Raw genomic sequence first — 19392 nt, forward strand, 5'->3', positions numbered from 1 at the left:
ACGGACATCAATTTTTTGAAATATTTCTATTCAAACATCAAATATGTCCGATTCCATTTTGGATTAAACACAAAAAAACCCGGACAATTGCCCGGGTTCATTTATCGAAGTTTTATTTAAACATCCAAATCGAAATGCTTGATAGCTTCTTGATATCTTCTCTCTACTTCTGTCCAGTTTACCACGTTCCAGAAAGCAGAAATATAGTCAGGTCTTCTGTTTTGGTAATGCAGGTAGTATGCATGCTCCCAAACATCCAATCCTAATACAGGAATACCTTTTATTTCAGAAATATCCATCATAGGGTTATCTTGGTTTGCAGAAGAAACTACTTCTAAAGTACCCGCTGCAGTCACTAATAGCCAAGCCCAACCAGAACCGAATCTAGTTGCAGCAGCTTGATTGAAGACATCCTTGAAAGCATCAAAATTGCCGAATTTATTATCAATAGCACCTAAGATATCTCCTACCGGAGCTCCGCCGCCATTTGGAGACAAAATTGTCCAGAACAAGCTATGGTTGTAATGTCCACCACCGTTGTTTCTTACAGCTACATTTTTACCAGCTACTTGCAACAACTCGGTAAGAGATTTGCCTGCTAGGTCAGTTCCTTCAATAGCCTTATTTAGGTTATTTACATAGCCTTGATGGTGCTTAGTATAGTGGATTTCCATTGTACGAGCATCAAAGTTCGGCTCTAATGCATCAAAAGCATAAGGTAAGGATGGGAGTTCAAAAGCCATCGTTTATAAAATTTATAGGTTAAACATTGAATTAAAATTCCTACTCAATCTTTCATCAAAACCATAGGAAGATCGAAAAGGTTCTTGAAAACCCAATTTCCTATTATTTTCTTAATTTTTTAAAAAACTCATTCAAAAGCTCTTCGGATTGTTGAGCCAAAACCCCAGTTTGAAGCTGGGTCTTGGGATGAAGAATTGAAGAGTCAAGTTGTCTAAACCCACGTCTGGGATCCGAAGCTCCAAAAATAACAGTTCCAATTTGAGACCAAAAAAGAGCCCCACCACACATGGTACAGGGCTCCAAAGTCACGTATAATTTACAATCTGGAAGATATTTGGCTCCCATGTAATTAGCCGCTGCAGTGATCGCGATCATTTCTGCATGTGCCGTCACATCATTGAGCTTCTCTGTTTGATTATAGGCTCTTGCGATGATTCTGTTTTTGGAAACGATCACGGCCCCAACAGGAATTTCACCCTCTTCAAAAGCAATCCTAGCCTGCTTGAGGGCTTCGTTCATAAAATATTCGTCAGAGAAAAGCTCCATTCAATCGTATTTGTAAAAAGGCTTGAAATTGTATTTTCAAGCCTTTTCATTTTTATTAAATATTCTGGGATTACCTGAAGTAATCCAAAATCTCGTTTCTGACTCCCTCATTGATAATGACTGCCAAAACCAAAGAAACTACCAAACCAATGGTGGCTTTGAAGACATCATTTCTCGCCAAAACAAATGCTCTGTATCTCCAAGCACCTTTTTTCTTGGCTTTACCATGCTTACCAATAGCAATCGCCAGCTCTCTACCCCCTAGCAAACCGATAAATACCCAGGTGGTACTCATAGGAACATGGCTGTAAAGTTTGAAATAGAACAGAATGATAGCGTATACAAAATCTACAATCGTGGCAGCTCTTACGTCTGTTACATTGGATTTTTCATTAACAATACCTTGAATTCTATCACCCTTTAAATAGAAAAGGAATCCTAATCCAATAAAGACGAATCCAGCGTAAACGATAAATTCGACAAGGTCCAATTGACGTGGAAGGAAAACGGCGATGTTTGCTGCATCCTGCATGATCCATACAGACCATAGAGTTCCAGATGTGATCCACTGCAATACAATCCAGTATGGTTTGGCTTTACCTTTTAGGTAATTTTGAACAAATCGCTCCAATACAAACCATACCACCATTGCAATTCCAAATGCAAGCAAATAGCCTACAAAACTTTTGAACATCACATCTACGATAGTTCCTGCTTTGTAGGTGAAAACATTAAGCAAAAGGAAAGTCGTAGAAACAGGCATTCTCAGCCTGGTCATGATCAACAATACGATCGGAGCAGCCAACTGAAGGAAAACAAAGCTTTCTGGGGCCTTTTCAAGACCCTTGGTAGTCAATCTCTGATAACTAACATCTCCATCTAAGGTCATCCAGCTGTAGGTAACTGTACCTACAAAGATCAACCCCATGAATAACCACAACCAATACCATTTCCTATTTTGATTGGAAGCAATGAAAGTACCGATTGTCTGAATACTATCATTAGCAATAGCAGAGTAGGCAGCCAAGGCAAACCCAAACCACATCGCGGCATAAGTATAAGGAGTAACGATTGCGGCAATGGAAATTAGGACGCAGATAATAATGAGAAATGATTTCTCTTTTTTGGTAAAGTCAAACAGGGAATAGGCTGTTTTTGAAAGCTTTTCCTGGTTGATATTTTGGTCTATATTTTTCTTAGCCATGAATTTAGACTTATGGGCAACGCGACAAAATTAAATAAGTTATTCGGCCTTCTATGTTAAGAAATTGTTAACTCAATACAAAAGATTCTTTTTAAGCATAATCCCCTCTTGTATTTCGTAAAAAAATTTCAAATTTTGCCCAATTATTGCATTAAAATTTGGATTCTCTGAAAAAATTAATCACCAAAAGTCCAGTTAAAAGGCTTTAAAAGTCCAAATACAATACGTTTATTCATTTATGGAGAGTCTGGTACAAGAATCTAAACAGCCGAATAAGACCAAAAGCTATCTTTTGATGCTTTTTGCCCTATTCCTGTTTATTTTTTCTATTGACCTCCTTACAGTCTCGTTGAGTCATATGAATAATTCTGTGGCTCAAGATCTTTTTCAAGCAACTAGGAATCCATTCATATCCCTGTTCATCGGCTTGTTGATGACAGCTCTCATCCAAAGTAGCTCCACTGTAACTGCCAGTGTAGTGGCAGTGGTAGCAGCAGGGAATATGAGCTTGGATCAAGCAGTTCCTATGGTCATGGGTGCAAACATCGGTACGACCTTGACCAGTACATTGGTGTCATTCTCCTATATCATGAAGAAAAAGGAGTTTAAGCGAGCCCTTTCTGCAGGTGTGGTTCATGATATTTTCAATATTATGACTGTATTGATCTTATTGCCACTGGAATTGAACTTCCGCCTTTTGTCGGGATCAGCGATCAAGTTGGCACACTTCTTTGCCCCAGACGATAACTTTACAGGACCAGTTGTATACAATAAAGTATTTACCAGGCCTTTTACGGAATGGATTAGTGATACCATCAATATTCCATTTGTCACCACTATCCTTGCTGTATTCATAGTTTTTGCGGCCATCAAGATTCTTGCAACATCGGTTTACAAAGCATTTGTATCTGATAGCTTCAAAGAGATCAGCAATATGATCTTTAAGAAAACCTGGCTTTCTTTTATTTATGGGGTCTTCTTCACCGCGGCAGTACAATCAAGTACAGTGACCACCTCTTTAGTAGTACCATTGGTCGCTACCAAAAAAGTTACTCTGAAGAAAGCATTTCCTTTTATTGTTGGAGCAAATATAGGTACCACAATCACAGCTGCATTGGCGGCTATTTATAAAAGTGAAGCTGCCATTGCATTAGCTATTGCTCATTTCCTTTTCAATACGATTGGTGCCTTAATAATTCTCTCCTTTCCTCAATTGAGAATTTTGCCTGTAAGGCTTGCGATCTATATGGGTAAAAAATCTGTCAAATCAAGATTTTTGGGATTTGCTTATATCCTCTTGACCTTCTTCATTATCCCTTTCTTACTGATCTATTTCACCCAGGATTAAAAGCTTATTGGCTATTTCTCCAAGCATCCATCAGGGCTTTTGCCGAACTTGTTCCGATTCGATCTGCTCCAGCACGAATCAGCTCAATAGCAAAATCCAATGTCTTGATCCCTCCACTTGCCTTGATTCCAGTCTGAGAACTCAAGGTTTTTCTCATTAATTGAATATCCTCTACTTTCGCTCCGCTAGGTGCGTAGCCTGTGGATGTTTTTACAAAATCAGCTCCAGCATCCTGACAGATTAAGCAAGCTTCCTGGATTTGCTTAGGACTCAAATAGGCTGTTTCAATAATAACTTTCAGAATTCTTTCCTCTTCGTGGCATAGTTTGGCGATTTGTGCAATTTCAATCTTGGGCCAATTCATACCTGAATGGTAGGCCGTTTGGGACCAAACTAAGTCCAATTCATCAGCTCCATTTTTGATCGCCTCTTTCGTCTCAGCTACTTTGCAGGCAGTATCCTCAAAACCAAAAGGAAAACCTATAACAGTCACTGTCTGGATATCCTCATCTTTAAGCTCTCTAGCCACTTTTTTGACCCAAAAAGAAGGAACACATACTCCAATGAACTGCTCCATGATCGCATCTTTCACAAGCTGATCGACATCCTCACCAGTCATGGTTGGTCTCAAAACAGTAGATTCCAAATATCTATTGAAATTATTCATGAGGATAAACGTAGTCTGTTAAATGCATAAACTCCAAAGTCAAATCTCCATCTCTTGCAATGGTAGCCCTTTCCAAAATTGGTGCCGGCTCCTCCAATAGTGCCGGAATCACCCATTGGATTAATTGGTTTCCAAAGTCTTTGCTGGCCTCCCTCGGAAGTTCACATGGCAAATTATCTATCGCCATTACCGAAATGCTGCTTTGCATTCCAAAGGCATCAATTTCAGTCAAGGTTTGCCTATCAACATCATATACTGGTGACAAAATAGTCGAAGCTCTTGAAGTAGTCGGTACAGACCCATTGATATCACAAGTCACATCAGCTATGACTGAAATCCCAAAATCATCCGATTGAATATCTTTTAATTCAAACAAACGAGGTGCATTCGGATCCCAATAGGCTGCAGCAATCAACATCTCACCTTCCTCGGCAAATTTGAGAAAATGACTTTCATATTTTTCAGGACTTGCATAAAACTCATCTTTATCAAAGCCTCCGTCGGTTTTCCTTCTATTGAAATCTTCAGACTTCAGCTGCACAAAAACCGGCTCATCAAAATACTGATGGAGAAAATCCTCTTTCCCAACTTCCTTTATGCCTAATGCTTGAAGAATTTCCTTTGCTCCATTTCCTACTCTTCCAGATCCATTCAGGATAATTTTGATCGGAGGAAGTTGAACTTTCTGAAGTTCATGCTTCATTTCAGCCAAATCGAAGCATTCATTGGCTCTTTTCAATTCAAATAGTCCTGTTTTTTGACCATAGGTCCACATGGCATTATAAGCTCCAACCACTCCGGCCCAGCGCCCAAAGGCTACAACTCGTGAACCTGAATCATTTTTCAGGACTTCGTAGTCGATCAATCGGATATTCTTTTCCAAGACAGATTGCAAAAGCCCTCTATTATACGCTTGTCTTTTGATCGTATGAGAAAAGAAAAAATAGGTTTTTTCTGGAATCAAGTTGGAAATAGGCACTTCTTTTACCCCAAAGAGGATATCGCATCCCGAAATATCAGAAATCACTTCTATTCCTTTTTCTTCATATTCTTCATCACTGAAACAACGAATAGGACTGGACTCTACATAAAACTTCAATTGGCCTTCAAATTTTTGATTCAAAGCCTGCAATTGATCAGGTGTAAATGGGCTTCTTTTGTCAGGTGGATTTTTTCCTTCGCGGATAATTCCGATTTTCATAAAAATTCCTCGCTTCAGGGTTTCAAAACATGAACGATTACATCATTCTCGCACTATGCTGGTCCTTATTTTACGCAGTTCATAGCGCAATGGCTGCCTCCAAGTTAAAAAGAATTTTGAAGGGGAAATTAGGTCAACGCATGAAATGGTACAGACTTTTTTACAGTTTGTTATCAATTCTGCTTTTAATGGGAATAGGGCTAGTTTCTTTAAAAATCCCAACTCAAAAGATTCTTTCAGAAAGTCAATTTCTTCTGTACTTCGGATACTTGTTTGCCACTTTTGGGACCATCATTATGGTAAAAAGTTCCAAAGGATGGTCTTTGAAAAGCTTTTTGGGAATTAAACCGACTGACAAAAACAAATCATTGTTTCAATCAGGATGGTACGCCAGAGTAAGGCATCCTTTATACCTAGGATTAGCAATGATATTCTTAGGATACTTCCTCGTATCAGGCACAGGTGCAGCATTGACCCATTTTGTTTGTTTGGTACTTTATCTACCAATTGGGATTTATTTCGAAGAGCAGAATCTAGTAGATCAATTCGGTCATGATTATTTAAAATACCAAAAGAAAGTGCCTACATTTTTTCCAAAGCTTAAAAAATAAAAAAAGGGCCGAAGCCCTTTTTTTATTTCTCAGAATTTGAAGATCAATCGATTCCTCTAAACTCCACATCAAATCGGAGGACCGAATTGGCAGGAATTTTAGCATTACTTGTTTGATCTCTATAAGCATAAGGTGATGGAATCAAAAGAACAGCCTTCGATCCCGGTCTCAACCTTCTGAATCCTATATTCCATCCTTGAATGACTGAGCTTATGTCAAGAGTAAACTGGTAAATCGAATAATTTCTTCCTTCCACATAAATATCATTCTCTCTAGCTACTTGCTCATAAGAAGTATCAAATACAGAACCATCCGAAATCAAAGAACCAGTATAGTCTGTATAAATAACAGTACCATAAGTAGGTCTTGATCCTGCTCCTTCTTCCTGAACAATCACCACGATGCCGCTAGGATCATGGATTCGATACAATGAATCGATTTCGGCAACTGCCAAATAATCAGCAATCTTCACACTATCCTCAGCCAAATGACCTACTGCATCGTAAGTTGGCCCCACATTGTAAGGATTGTTGGGTTCGCATGCAGCAAAAACTACAGCAATTCCCAAAAAGAATAGAAGGTATTTCGTCAAATTCATCATTATTGGGTTGCTTTTTTCAGCTCGACAAAATCTATTTTAAATATAATAGGTGAATTGGAAGGAACGCTACCATCATTGCTTCCGCCTGTGCCATAGGCAAATGCAGATGGCATAATCACGGTGGCAACATCACCTTCAGCCATCATGGAAACTCCAAGCTGAAAACCATAAATCAGCGAATTATTTCCTTGAAGAAATTGAATTGGAACGTAATTTCTATTTGAGTTGTAAATATCATTTGCTATTGCCACTGAATCTATTGAGGTATCGAATACCTTATTAGTCAACAGCATGCCAATGTAATCCGTCTTTAGGGTATCCAAATATTGAGCTGTATCTCCACTATTTGAAACACTCTCCCAAAATATATGAAACCCGGCATCATCATCATGAAACTCTTGAACTGCATCAATTGGATTTTCTGCAATATAAGCATCAATGGCCTCTATATCACGAAGCAAAATAGATTGATAAGTTGAGTCCTCATCTATACATGCAAAAAGGGATACGGATGCAAAAAGGACTAAGAATAAAGATGATAATCTGGATTTCATGTTGGTTTAGTATTTAGTTATTATTTCTGAACGTCTGTGACTTCCACATCAAAGATCAGAATGGCATTAGGACCGATCAATCCGCCTGCTCCATTCTCACCATAACCCAAAGGTGAAGGAATCAAGAATTTAGCTTTGGATCCTTTTTTCAATAGCATCAAGCCTTCATCCCATCCAGGAATCACCTGACCCATTCCTACATTTACAGGAAGTGGCTCATAAGGTCTCTGTGGATTATATCTATCATTGTCTTTTGCAATCTGCTCATAGGATGTGTCGAATAAAGTCCCGTCGATCAAGTAACCAGCATAGTTTACATTCATGGTGGTTCCTGGAGTCACTGCATCGCCAGTTCCTGGCTCTTCGATCACGTAATACAATCCGTTTTCTGTTTTCTGAACATCCAAGCCATTAGCAGCTGCATATTCTTCAATTTTCTTCCCGTCTTCTACTAGAAGAGCTTTTGCTCTTTCTGCTCTTTTAGCATTTTCAGCCTCTTCAGCCTTAGAGAAATAGTCCATCAAAGCTTCCTGAGTCATGATGTCAATTGCTCCGATTCTGATTTTCAACTGATCCTCAGCATTTAAGAATGGTGGGAAGTTTGGACCGAAAATCACTTGAGCAGTAGATTCAAAATTGATGGAATCGCCTTTTCTCAAAGCCATGAAAATCTCATCCATGCCATTATTGACCGGAGTAGAATCATTAGCCATCAAATAACCTGGCACAGGTTGAGTTGATGTAGAGTATATCACTGAGTCATCAGCATTGATGATGTCCAAATGATAAAGCAAAAACTCTCCATTGGCAGGCTTTTCTGAGCCTTCTTTGATATAGGTGTACTCGATACCGTCCTTTTCAGTGACTTTGGTCTTGTTACAAGAAGACAATACACTTGCTCCAGCGAGCACTACAAGGGCGGCCAAAAGGCTTTTTTTATTTTTCATAAAGGTTAGGTGGTTTTACTTCTATTGTGAATGCTTGAAATCAATCTGCAGAAACTGCTTCTCCCACGAACAATTCATCTTGATGCTCCTCAACCAACGATTCAAATCGCTCGATCGTATCCTTCAAAGTTTGCTCGGATTTACCGCCAGCGGCATTCTTGTGTCCACCTCCGTTGAAGTAGGACGCAGCGAATTTATTAACCGCTACTTCGCTGGAGGATCTAAATGAAATTTTTATTCCATCTTCACGCTCAGAGAAGAGTGCAGCCAGTTTGATACCGTCCAAAGATAGTGCATAATTGACCAATCCTTCGGTATCCCCGGTGCGGCTTTGATATTTTTTAAGATCTTTTTTGCTGATGGCAAAATAGGCTGTGTGCAGGTCTTCCAAGACTACCAGTCTACGGCTAATGGCGAAGCCAATAAACTTCAATCTATTGACAGAATTGGAATCATAAATCCAGTTGGCGATCTGAGAAGGGTTGGCTCCGATCTCGATCAATTCTGCTACTACCAAGTGAACATTTTTGGTGGTATTAGGATGTCTAAATCCACCTGTATCAGTCATGATTCCAGCGTAAAGGCACTCTGCAATATCCTTGTCGATTAAATCCTTGTCGCCGAGCTTGACGATCAATTCATAAATCAATTCACATGTCGCGGCAGCTTCAGTACTCCAGTATAGGAAGTCAGCAAAATTCTCTGGATCTTGGTGGTGATCAATGTTGACAATGTAGGCATCCGACTCGCGGATCATTTCACCCAATTCATTGACCCTACTCAGACCTGAAAAGTCCAAACAGAAAATCACATCTGCCTCATTCAATGCGGCGCTTGCTTTTTTCCGTTGATCTTCTCTGCTAAAGTCTAATACAGAATCATTTCCTTCCATCCAGTTTAAGAATGAAGGATAATCGGTAGGAGTTACCACTGTCACCTCATGGCCTTTTTTGATCAGATAATTAGCTAGTCCTAGTGAGGACCCCAAAGCATCTGCATCAGGCTTTACATGGGTAGTGATAAATATTTTTTTGGGTGAAGAGAGTTCTTTTTTAAATGTGGCTATTGCTTCCATTCTTAATTTTCAACGGCTCAATGGCTCTAGTAGTCCGCAAAGGTCAGGATTTTTTTTACAATTCCCAACTTGTGCATTTCCTTGAAAATGAATGAAATAGCTGAATCATCCAAGAATCTTAGTTGATAAGTCCCAAAGAAATCCATCTACGGAAAGTATCAATGACCTATCTCACGTCCAATGAAAGGATATAAATAATCATTTTCTCTGCATCAATTTGGCGAAGTTTGGGATGAGCTCTCATCACGGGTGTACCCCAAGTTCCTGATCCTCCACTGATTATTTTTCTGGCTAAAAATTCCACATAGATTTGATTCGATGGATACCTCCTTGCAATGTCCAAAAATGAGGGCCCAGTGGCATCCTGATCCACTTCATGGCATTCATAACAATCAGAGTAGGATATCAAGACTTTCCCTTTCTTGATCTTTGCAGAATCCAATGGTTCATTCTCTCCAGGGACAATAAAAAACTCCTCAACGGACTCCTTTTCATTGTCTGCAACCCTTTCTTCTTTGGGAGATGACTTACAACAAACAAAAAGTCCCAAAGGAATCAAAAAAACTATGCAACTCTTCAGTTTTAATCTAAAATCCACTGACCCCAAGCTTTAAAATGAATGAACGATTTTGACATTTCTCAAAGCTTTATAGTAGATGGTTGGTCTATGACTTCCAGTTTGAACACATCCTTTCTGGCATAGTGCCCCACCACATCAAAGTCTAATTTGCTTTTTGCCAAGTCAGAAAAGTCCAGGTCCGCCACTAAAAGCCCTTCCTCATTCCAAAGAGGTCCTGCCAATATTTCCCCCAATGGAGAAATTATCACACTTCCTCCAGCACACATCACTTCGGGTTCTGATTCGAGGTCTGATTGATACTTTTCGGGGTAATCCGACTTTCGCACAAATTGGTTGGATGCCAAAACAAAGCACCTTCCCTCCAAGGCAATGTGCTGCATGGTGCTTTGCCAAGATTCTCTGGAATCTGCAGTGGGAGCCAAATAGATCTCCACTCCTTTTTGATACATGGCCATCCTTGCCAATGGCATATAATTCTCCCAACAAATCAACCCTCCGATCTTTCCGATTTTCGTATCAAAGCTTACCAAAGTACTTCCGTCACTTTCTGCCCAGACATATCTCTCCAAGCCAGTTGGCTTCAGCTTTCGATGCTTTCCAATCAATTCTCCATTTTCATTGAAATAAAGTAAGGTGCAATACAATGATCCTCCAATCGACTCCTTCTCTGTTACTCCCAAAGCAACCATCAAATTTGCTTTTTTTATCGCTTCGCCGATCTTCTGAATATGTGGAGAAGATGTTTCGATACTGTTTTCCCAATAGTCTAGCCACTGTTCACGACTTTTATCGGATCTTTTCCCCACTACCGCATCAAAATCAATCCCTCTGGGATAGCATGGAATAAATGACTCGGGAAACAAAAGCATTTCACAACCTACCTTAGCTGCCTTTTCTATCCAAGAGATGATGATTTCCACTGTATTTTCAATGTCAAAAAGGGCCGGAGTAGCCTGAACAACCCCTACCTTAATTTTTTGCAGACTCATAATAATCTGATTTGGGAACAAGCTGAATATAATCAATGATTCTGTTATTCAATTCTGGTCAATCATACATTTCCTCAATACAATTGGGAAATAAACACTCATCACCCTCCATAGTTTTTACATTCCTTCTCTAGCTTTTTTTTTAGTATTATTCAGAAATTTTCTGAATTAACTATGAATAAACCCTGTATTAACCCTAAAGAAAGCTAAGAAAAACCTAAGCTTTGCTATGGATTTTATTTTATCGAAAGCAGCTTAAAACCTAATTTTCTTTTGTCAAAAATTATAAAATCAATTAGAGTTCAAAGGGAGGCTTGGGACGAATTCACTTCTTCCCAATCACTGCTTCATAAGCTGAAAGCAATGCTTCTTGAAGTATCTCTTTTTCCAAAAAACTTAACTCAAAAGTGGTAGCTCCTTTTTCACCCCATTTATTGGGAACAGGATAAATATGGACAGAATCCAGGGAACAGAACTCCTGTTGTTCTTCAGGACTGAGAAAAATATTGCAGGTATGGTCCTTCTCCAGATAGGTGGCAAACATTCTTTTCCCAGTGACTTTGAAACCTGTCCGGTCAAAATGAGGCTTTTGCTCTGCACCTAGAAAAGAAAGTGCCATATGAAAAAATGTGCCTTTTGAGATCATTATTGCTTTGGAATTGGATTCATCAAATTAGAAGGAAAAGTCCTTAAAATCTTAAATATCAAACTGAAAATGAATCAAATACCAGTTAATTCTTAATAATTCCTCGGAATAGAGCAGGGTTTACTCTATTTTTGCGGCCGAATTTAAATCAGTGTAAACTCAATTAACATGGCAGGAAACAGAACATTCACCATGATCAAGCCTGATGCTTTCGAAGCGGGCAACTCTGGAGCAATCCTAAAAATGATCGAAGAAGCAGGCTTCAAAATCGTAGCAATGAAGGCTACTCAATTGACTCCTGAATTGGCAGGAAAATTCTATGAAGTACATAAAGAGAGACCTTTCTACAAAGATCTTTGTGCTTACATGTCTTCTGGACCTATCATCGCTGCTATCTTGGAAAAAGATAACGCAGTAGAAGATTTCAGAACTTTGATCGGTGCTACCAACCCTGAAAATGCAGCTGAAGGTACAATCCGTAAAATCTTCGCTAAGTCTATCGAAGCAAATGCTGTTCACGGATCTGATTCTGACGAAAATGCAGCTATCGAAGGAAGCTTCTACTTCTCTCAAACTGAAAGAGTAAGATAATTTTCTTCAATTTAATATTATGAAAGCACTCCAATTGGGGTGCTTTTTTTGTTTTAAATCTTCCTTCCAGTATTTTGATTTCAGATAATAACCTAGAGCACACCCAAAATCGACGCAAACATGGATATGAAAAGAAGGGATTTATTACGGGGTCTTAGCCTAGCTTCAATTTTTCTAGGATCCAGCAAGCTTATCGCAAGCACTTTTGAAAAACCATTTACTTCCCCTCGACTCCAGTTTAGCGTCAATGCCTATTCTTTCAATTCATTGCTTAGCAGTGGTGAAATGACATTTTTTGATATGATGGACTTTGCGGCCGACTTAGGGTTAAATGCGGTAGACTTGACAGGTTATTATTTTGCTGACTATCCAAAAGTCCCAGATGATCAAACGCTATTTCAGCTAAAGAAGAAGGCTTTGGAATTGGGCTTGAATATTCCATGGACTGGGATTCGGAACAACTTTGTAAGTCCAGATAAGGCCTCCCGAAAAGCGGATATCGAAATGATCAGCAATTGGCTGCAGGTGTCGTCCAAATTGGGAGCATCTATTATGCGGATTTATCCAGGAAGAGGAGAGCATGAAGGCTTTTCCAGAGAAGAGGTAAAAAAATGGATGGTGGAAGACTTTAAGAAATGTGCTGAAAATGCTCAAGAACTAGGTGTGATTGCAGCGATGCAGCACCACAATGATTTTTTATTCGAAGCGGATGAGGTGATTGATATTTTGAAAAAAGTAGATTCCGAATGGTTTGGTTTAATTCTGGATATTGGGAGTTTGAGACAAGGAGATCCATATCAGGAAATCGCCAAATTGGCTCCCTACGCAAATTATTGGTTTATCAAGGAGCTGGTCTATGTGGATGAAGTCGCCGAACCGGTGAATATGAAAAAGATTGCTGCCATTTTAAAAGACATCAATTATACCGGATACATTTCCTTCGAAAGCTTAACTGAAGGAGATCCAAAACAAATAGTAAGTTCTATGTTCAATGAATTTAAGACTGCTTATGAGGAGCTTTAGACTGGTAATTCAGGATTTGAAATTTTGAGCTTATATCTTGGTTTGAAATCCAGGTTTTTGACTAGAGATAAAATATCTTCCGATCAAGCATTGAGATTACAAATCTCCAAAAACAAAGTGTCGGAACTTTAAGTGATAAATTAGTTCTGCATTTGTCAAATCGATGGGAAATACCAAATGACGTAGAAAAGTAAGTTTTAGCAGGAGATAAAAGCTGTGTTTATGGTAGAGAAAATTTTGAAAAAGAACACCTCTCCAGAAAAACAAATCCAACTTGGGAGCATATTGTCAATGATATTAGAATTAATGGAGTTGATAATATTGCTCTTTGTTGTACTTCATGTAATGCTAGTAAGGGTTCTAAACTACTAGAAATCTGGTTCGAAAGTTCCTATTGTAAGGGTAGGAATATTAATAAGGAAACCGTATCTGAAGTTGTAAGAAATGCAATTCTCAACCCTCCTACATTATAAATCACCCCCCAATCGCAATCATGCTACGATTATCAGAATGGAGTTCAGGATCAGCCAATTTTTCAAGATTATCCATACCCGCGCGAACAGCCTTTTTCTTGAAAATAGACTCCAAAATCAGCTTTTCCACATCTTCTCCTGCTCTCAAAGCCGTCAGCAAATCGGTTTCCTGATTGGAAAACAAACAGTTCTTGATACGACCATTGGCCGTCAAACGAATTCGATTGCAGGTCCCGCAAAATGGATTGGTCACAGAAGAGATCACCCCAAAGTCTCCCTGGAAGCCTTTGATCTTAAATTTTCGAGCAGTCAGATTATCCTCATCCGGAAGGGAAATCAAGTTCTCTGAGCCAAATTCTGACCCTACAGCACCCAACACTTCTTTTTCGGAAACCATCTTCGATCGATCCCATTTATTCCCATCAAAGGGCATGAACTCTATAAATCTGGCTGAAATAGGTAAGTCCTTCGTGAAATCCACAAAATCGACCACCTCATCATCATTGAGGCCTTTCATCAGAACGATATTCAGCTTGACATCAAATCCCTCACGGATAAATAGATCCAAATTATCCAAGGTCTTTTGATAGCCTGATCTTCTGGTGATTTCTTTGAATCTCTCCTCTTTGAGCGTATCCAGACTGAAATTGACTTTCCTCAGTCCATGTTTTTGAAAAATTGGTAAAAATCGATCTGCCAATATTCCATTGGTCGTGATGGACAAATCCACCCCCAATCCAGAAAGTTTCTCTAAAATATCCTCAAAATCCTTTCGTAATAAAGGCTCTCCTCCCGTCAATCGGATTTTCTTTACTCCCATATCCACGAAGGTTTTTGCCAAACTGCCAATCTCATCTGCACTCATCAAGAACTTGGAAGGAGTCAAAGGAATCCCCTCCTCCGGCATACAATACTTGCAGCGCAGATTGCATTTCTCAATCAGAGAAATCCGGAGATAGTCATGTTTCCTCCCAAATTGATCTTTGAGCACTTGAAGATTTTCAGTCTGTTGCTTCATGTCGGGCTCCTTTTAAGATTCTAAATACATGTAGCAAATGCGGGAATACCGCATCCATGGATTCTTTGGCGCCATTGGTTGAGCCTGGCAATGCCAAAACCAAACTATCTCCGATCGTACCGGCAACTGATCTGGAAAGCATGGCATAAGGCATAATTTTCTGACCATAGCTTCGGATGGCTTCCTCGATTCCCGGTATTCTTCTTTCCAATAAAGGTTCCAAAGCTTCCGGAGTCACATCCCGCATGGATAGACCCGTTCCTCCGGTAAATATCACCAGCTGATTGGAATCAATCAGACCCAAAGCCTTTTGACGAATCAGATCCAATTCGTCCGGAATGATTTCATAAGAAGAAACCTCCACGTCCATGGATTTCAACTTATCCACAATCGCCTTGCCTGCTGCATCTTCTTTGATTCCTTTGGAAACAGAATCCGAGCAAACCACAACGGCGGCTTGAATGCTTTTGGGATTCTGATTTTTGAAACTGCTTTTTCCACCTTTCTTCTCTACCAAACCCACTTCACGGATGACAATTCCCTTATCAATCGGCTTGAGCATATCATACATGGTCAAAGCAATCACAGATGCTCCATGCATAGCTTCTACCTCTACTCCAGTTTTGTAAACAGTTTTGACCGTAATAAAAATATGGATCTCCAAACCTTGGATATCATATTCCACAGCGGTGTATTCGATAGGGAGGGGATGGCAATCGGGGATGGTGATATGGGTGTTTTTGACGGCAAAAAGCCCAGCCACTTTCGCCATTTCGAAGACATTCCCTTTGGGAACCTGATTTTCGATGACAGCCGTAATGGTTTCAGGCTTACTGACCTGAACAATTGCCTTTGCCTTTGCAACTCGAAGCGTTGTTATTTTATGCGTAATATCTACCATTTCAAATTCTTAAAACTTTTCCTCCATCCTCACTCTTCTTCCATCTTTTTCAGCTTTCTACCTTTATCTTTCAGACTTCACTATCTTCCTACTGCGACTGATCCCTGACCACTTCCTAACTATTCACCTTCCACTGGCTTTCCTCATTTTCGAAAATCTCCTTTCCAAAAATCGGAACTTCGGTTTTCACCTGATTTACCAGCCATTCGGTCGCTTCGTAGACTTGCTTTCTTCTCGGCGCAGATACGAAAACAAAAATGCATACTCCACCAACGGCTACATTTCCCAAGCTATGATAAATATGAAGACAGGTTAAATCAAACTTTTCAAAAGCCGCCTCCCGGATTTCATGGGCTTTTTCAAGAGCCATTTCCTCATAGGCCGTAAATTCTATGGCACTGACTTTTTTGCCATCCACTTCGTCTGCACGCACCTGGCCCAAAAAAATATTATGGGCTCCAATGCTATGTTTGGATTGATGTTTGGCAATCGAATCAGCTATAAACTCAGAAGGAATCGCTCCTTCAAGAAAGATCTTCTTCATGATTTTGTAAATATTCTAAATCCTTGGCTCCTCCACTCATCAAGCTCAAGTTCTGAAAACCTTTTTCGAAAAGCAATTTCGCCGCCTTTCGAGCTCTCATTCCTGATTGACAAAATACCAAGATTGATTGTTTCGGATCCAGTTTTTCTAAGTCCTTTTCCAATCTGGAAAGCGGAATCTGGATATAATTTTCAAGTTTGATTTCAGGCTCCTCACCGATTTCCCGCACATCCAAAAGCATCATTTGCTTTTCCGGCACTTCCTCTGCGGAAAAAAACTCAAAGTCCGGTTCAATTTTAGCCTTTTGGGAAGCTTCTACCTTACTAAATTCAAATATTTGCTGTTCATTTCGAAGCAAATCATACAAGAGCAATTTACCAGAAAGGACTTCTCCAATTTCAAGGATAATTTTTATGGCTTCATTGGCCTGAATCATCCCGATCAAACCAACCGTCGTTCCCATCACTCCGGCCTCTTCGCAATTGGGAACTTTTTGGTCTTTCTCCGGGAATATATCCCGATAGGTCGGACCGCCTTTGTAATTGAAAACAGAAACTTGCCCCTGAAACTGATAGATCGACCCGTATATAAAGGGCTTGTCCAGTGCCACACAGGTATCATTGATGGTATAGCGCACAAAGAAATTGTCGGTAGCATCGATGATCAAATCATAGCCTGAGATGATTTCAACAGCATTTTTCTGAGTTAAATATTCTTCAAAAACCCGAATTTGAATGTGGGGATTATTTTGTTGAAGGATGGAAGCCGACTCTCTCGCTTTGCTATTCCCAATTTTATTGGAGGCATACAATACTTGCCGATGCAAATTACTCTCCTCAATCCGGTCGCCATCCACAATTCCAACTTCACCAATCCCTGCAGCCACCAAATAGGGTAAAACCGCACAACCCAATCCTCCTGCACCGATTACCAGCACTTTGCTTTTCAGCAGTTTCTCCTGCCCAATATTTCCAACTTGCGGAAGGGTGATTTGTCTGAGGTAACGATCCATTTATCCTCCGGAAAAAGGTGGTAAAAAGGCTACTTCATCTCCTTCCTCCAGCTGAAGCTTAGAAAAATCAGACACCAATTTTTTATTCACAGCCACCTGATAAGAAAGGTCTCCCAATTGGTATTTGGATGAAATTTCGCTCAAAATCTCAGAAAATGGTTTTTCACCCACATCGATTTTCTCCTCCTCTTTTGAGGTGGCCTCGGCGATCATTCCAAAATATTTGACTTGAATCATGATTTCTGATTTTTACTCAATTTACGAAAGGAATTACATCCAATGAAAATTGGAACTTCCTCAGACTTCGAAAAATAATTTACGAGTCCAATTGGTTTTTGTTAAGCACTTCCAAGTCAGAGGGAGTATTAACGTTAGACAGATAAATAACCTCCGAAGAAGAGGCTTGAATTTGTAAAGTATCCAATGAATCAACCAATTTTTTGAGTTTTAGTTTGTCTTCAATTACTGCCTTTTCAAAATGGATAGCAAGGCTTTTTCTATAACAGGCGATCAATGGAAAATCATTTTCTCCATCTGAAAAGAAAACCACGTCAGCTTTAGAGTTTCTGCTTTTTGAAATTAATTTATTCAATAATTCACGTCTGATCAAAGGAATATCACAGCTCAAAATCATCACCCATTCAGTGTCTGAATGACATAATGCAGTATATACTCCTCCAACAGGCCCTTTGTCTGGACTTAAATCTGGAATAAGAGTCCGCCCAAATTCCTGATAAATTTCTTTATCAGTTATCAAAAAAACAGGAGATGCATTGATGGGAATTTCATCCAAAATTCTGGACAAAAAGGACTTTCCTTTAAATTTTACAAGCCCCTTTTCCCTACCCATCCGAGAACTCTTTCCTCCACAGAGGATATAGGTCGATATTGAATTTTTCTTCAAGAAATTACAGGGAAAATGGAATATAAAATACCTCCTCTCCATCATGAACCTCTTTGACTTCATGCGGAACGAATAAGAATGCATTACTCTTTGTAAAGGATACCAGCATACTGGAGGCTTGCTTAGGATAGATTTCGAGAATTCCCCCAGACTCACGAGATTGAAGAAATAGAGCCTTTTCAAATTTATTGACAAACCCTCCTTTCAATTTCCCCTTTTTTAGTTTGATATCTATAGCGGAGGCACCGTTCATTTTACGAATGGCTGCTAAGACATAAATCAAAAAACAGGTTAATGAGGAGGCAGGATTTCCGGGCAAAGCAAAAACTTGAGTTTCGCCTTTTTTTCCATACCAAAGAGGTTTTCCAGGTTTTTGATTGACTTTATAGAAAATCTCTTTAGCTCCGTTTTTCTCCAAAGCCTCTTTGACAAAATCATAATCTCCAACAGAAATACCGCCGGATAACAAAAGCATATCAGATTCGAGCCCTTCTTTTACTGCTTGGAAGGTTTCTTCTCTGTCATCCACCACATGAAAATCAAAAATTAATTCTGCATTTTCTAACGCCAATGCAGCCTTGAGCATACTTCGGTTACTTTCATAAACCGATCCAGGCTTTAGAACTGATCCAGGTTCTTGAAGTTCATTTCCCGTTACAATCAATGAAATTTTTGGCTTCCGGATCACATTTACTTCTGATATTCCAAGACCAGCCAAGAAACCTACTATTGCTGCGTTGATTTGTGTACCTTTTTTCAACACGACTTCTCCCTCCTTTATTTGCTCCCCAATGGGTCTAACATTGGTTCCTTTTACAGGCATTTTGGTGATTTTGATCTGATCGCCAATTCTGTCTACATGCTCTTGCATGATCACAGTATCAGCTTGGTCTGGAACTCGAGAACCTGTAAATATTCGGATAGCTTCTTTTTCCTTTATGGAAAATTCCACGTTATCACCGGCTTTGCTTTCCCCGATTACATCCAAAACTTCTCCAAATCCATGACGAAAGGCATAACCATCCATGGCAGATTGACGAAAAGGTGGAAGAGAGATCGGTGCTTTTAAATCAAAGGCCAGAGTCATTCCATGTGATTCCAAAAGAGTGACTTTAATCGCCTCCAAAGGCGTCGTATTTTTATCTATGAGTGATAATGCGTTGAAAACTGAAATCATAAATAAGTATACATAGACCGAGGTAGAATTCCATAT

23 protein-coding genes are annotated in these 19392 nt (G+C 39.5%); 4 read left to right on the plus strand and 19 right to left on the minus strand.

Annotation, left to right across the window (positions count from 1 at the left end):
- Window positions 1-116: 116 nt before the first annotated feature.
- The 3 genes from O0V13_RS01005 to O0V13_RS01015 form a co-directional block, all read right to left on the minus strand.
- Complete coding sequence (locus O0V13_RS01005; protein WP_268033131.1) at window positions 117-743, minus strand: superoxide dismutase; 627 nt, start codon at window positions 741-743, stop codon at window positions 117-119.
- Between the two features lie 103 nt (window positions 744-846).
- Window positions 847-1290 carry a nucleoside deaminase gene (locus tag O0V13_RS01010; protein ID WP_268033132.1) on the minus strand — a complete coding sequence of 148 codons (444 nt, stop codon included), beginning with the start codon at window positions 1288-1290 and terminating at the stop codon, window positions 847-849.
- Window positions 1291-1360: 70 nt separating this feature from the next.
- Window positions 1361-2494, minus strand: a complete 1134-nt coding sequence (locus O0V13_RS01015) for a hypothetical protein (RefSeq protein WP_268033133.1) — start codon at window positions 2492-2494, stop codon at window positions 1361-1363.
- A gap of 238 nt (window positions 2495-2732) precedes the next feature.
- Here O0V13_RS01015 and O0V13_RS01020 point away from each other — a divergent pair, with 238 nt between their 5' ends.
- Window positions 2733-3842: a Na/Pi symporter gene (locus tag O0V13_RS01020; protein ID WP_268033134.1), complete on the plus strand. Its 1110-nt coding sequence runs from the start codon at window positions 2733-2735 to the stop codon at window positions 3840-3842.
- 4 nt (window positions 3843-3846) lie between these two features.
- On the opposite strand, the gene deoC is transcribed toward O0V13_RS01020, so the two are convergent.
- Window positions 3847-4509, minus strand: coding sequence for a deoxyribose-phosphate aldolase (gene deoC, locus O0V13_RS01025; RefSeq protein ID WP_268033135.1), 663 nt, complete (start codon window positions 4507-4509; stop codon window positions 3847-3849).
- Window positions 4502-5710: an NAD(P)-dependent oxidoreductase gene (locus O0V13_RS01030; RefSeq protein ID WP_268033136.1), complete on the minus strand. Its 1209-nt coding sequence runs from the start codon at window positions 5708-5710 to the stop codon at window positions 4502-4504. Before O0V13_RS01030 ends, deoC begins: the two co-directional genes overlap by 8 nt.
- Before the next feature lie 29 nt (window positions 5711-5739).
- Between O0V13_RS01030 and O0V13_RS01035 the strand changes: the two genes are divergently transcribed.
- Window positions 5740-6321, plus strand: coding sequence for a methyltransferase family protein (locus O0V13_RS01035; protein WP_268033137.1), 582 nt, complete (start codon window positions 5740-5742; stop codon window positions 6319-6321).
- Window positions 6322-6364: 43 nt separating this feature from the next.
- Here O0V13_RS01035 and O0V13_RS01040 read toward each other — a convergent pair whose 3' ends face one another.
- From O0V13_RS01040 to O0V13_RS01070, 7 genes are all read right to left on the minus strand, one after another.
- Window positions 6365-6922, minus strand: a complete 558-nt coding sequence (locus O0V13_RS01040; protein WP_326492693.1) for an FKBP-type peptidyl-prolyl cis-trans isomerase — start codon at window positions 6920-6922, stop codon at window positions 6365-6367.
- Entirely contained in the window at window positions 6922-7476 is a 555-nt protein-coding gene (locus tag O0V13_RS01045) for an FKBP-type peptidyl-prolyl cis-trans isomerase (RefSeq protein ID WP_268033138.1), read from the minus strand. The genes O0V13_RS01040 and O0V13_RS01045 overlap by 1 nt, the downstream gene beginning before the upstream one ends.
- 20 nt (window positions 7477-7496) lie before the next feature.
- On the minus strand, window positions 7497-8423 hold the full coding sequence (locus tag O0V13_RS01050; protein WP_268033139.1) for an FKBP-type peptidyl-prolyl cis-trans isomerase: 927 nt from the start codon (window positions 8421-8423) through the stop codon (window positions 7497-7499).
- Window positions 8424-8463: 40 nt separating this feature from the next.
- Window positions 8464-9498, minus strand: coding sequence for a DHH family phosphoesterase (locus O0V13_RS01055; RefSeq protein ID WP_268033140.1), 1035 nt, complete (start codon window positions 9496-9498; stop codon window positions 8464-8466).
- 166 nt (window positions 9499-9664) lie between these two features.
- Window positions 9665-10096 (minus strand): c-type cytochrome, encoded by a 432-nt coding sequence (locus tag O0V13_RS01060; protein WP_268033141.1) that lies wholly within the window; start codon window positions 10094-10096, stop codon window positions 9665-9667.
- Between the two features lie 41 nt (window positions 10097-10137).
- Window positions 10138-11067 carry a carbon-nitrogen hydrolase family protein gene (locus tag O0V13_RS01065; RefSeq protein WP_268033142.1) on the minus strand — a complete coding sequence of 310 codons (930 nt, stop codon included), beginning with the start codon at window positions 11065-11067 and terminating at the stop codon, window positions 10138-10140.
- Window positions 11068-11392: 325 nt separating this feature from the next.
- Window positions 11393-11713 carry an MmcQ/YjbR family DNA-binding protein gene (locus O0V13_RS01070; RefSeq protein WP_268033143.1) on the minus strand — a complete coding sequence of 107 codons (321 nt, stop codon included), beginning with the start codon at window positions 11711-11713 and terminating at the stop codon, window positions 11393-11395.
- Between the two features lie 168 nt (window positions 11714-11881).
- Here O0V13_RS01070 and O0V13_RS01075 point away from each other — a divergent pair, with 168 nt between their 5' ends.
- Together O0V13_RS01075 and O0V13_RS01080 are read left to right on the plus strand one after the other, a co-directional pair.
- The gene (locus O0V13_RS01075; RefSeq protein ID WP_268033144.1) at window positions 11882-12304 is read left to right on the plus strand and encodes a nucleoside-diphosphate kinase; all 423 of its coding nucleotides are present in this window, start codon (window positions 11882-11884) and stop codon (window positions 12302-12304) included.
- A gap of 120 nt (window positions 12305-12424) precedes the next feature.
- A complete protein-coding gene (locus tag O0V13_RS01080) occupies window positions 12425-13327 on the plus strand; it encodes a sugar phosphate isomerase/epimerase family protein (protein WP_268033145.1) in 903 nt (300 codons plus the stop codon).
- 474 nt (window positions 13328-13801) lie between these two features.
- Here the strand turns inward: O0V13_RS01080 and moaA are convergent, their stop codons facing one another.
- From moaA to O0V13_RS01115, 7 genes are all read right to left on the minus strand, one after another.
- Window positions 13802-14818, minus strand: coding sequence for a GTP 3',8-cyclase MoaA (gene moaA / locus O0V13_RS01085; protein WP_268033146.1), 1017 nt, complete (start codon window positions 14816-14818; stop codon window positions 13802-13804).
- Window positions 14802-15719 carry a bifunctional molybdenum cofactor biosynthesis protein MoaC/MoaB gene (gene moaCB, locus O0V13_RS01090; RefSeq protein ID WP_268033147.1) on the minus strand — a complete coding sequence of 306 codons (918 nt, stop codon included), beginning with the start codon at window positions 15717-15719 and terminating at the stop codon, window positions 14802-14804. Before moaCB ends, moaA begins: the two co-directional genes overlap by 17 nt.
- A gap of 115 nt (window positions 15720-15834) precedes the next feature.
- Window positions 15835-16263 (minus strand): molybdenum cofactor biosynthesis protein MoaE, encoded by a 429-nt coding sequence (locus O0V13_RS01095; protein ID WP_026956224.1) that lies wholly within the window; start codon window positions 16261-16263, stop codon window positions 15835-15837.
- Window positions 16244-17275, minus strand: a complete 1032-nt coding sequence (locus tag O0V13_RS01100; protein WP_268033148.1) for a HesA/MoeB/ThiF family protein — start codon at window positions 17273-17275, stop codon at window positions 16244-16246. Before O0V13_RS01100 ends, O0V13_RS01095 begins: the two co-directional genes overlap by 20 nt.
- Complete coding sequence (locus O0V13_RS01105; RefSeq protein WP_268033149.1) at window positions 17276-17512, minus strand: MoaD/ThiS family protein; 237 nt, start codon at window positions 17510-17512, stop codon at window positions 17276-17278. It abuts the gene before it with no gap.
- Window positions 17513-17591: 79 nt separating this feature from the next.
- Complete coding sequence (gene mobA, locus O0V13_RS01110) at window positions 17592-18263, minus strand: molybdenum cofactor guanylyltransferase (RefSeq protein WP_326492695.1); 672 nt, start codon at window positions 18261-18263, stop codon at window positions 17592-17594.
- Complete coding sequence (locus O0V13_RS01115) at window positions 18184-19356, minus strand: molybdopterin molybdotransferase MoeA (protein WP_268033150.1); 1173 nt, start codon at window positions 19354-19356, stop codon at window positions 18184-18186. Before O0V13_RS01115 ends, mobA begins: the two co-directional genes overlap by 80 nt.
- Between the last annotated feature and the right edge of the window lie 36 nt (window positions 19357-19392).

The organism is Algoriphagus sp. PAP.12 (genome assembly GCF_026652115.1).
In the GTDB taxonomy this organism is placed as follows: Bacteria; Bacteroidota; Bacteroidia; order Cytophagales; family Cyclobacteriaceae; genus Algoriphagus.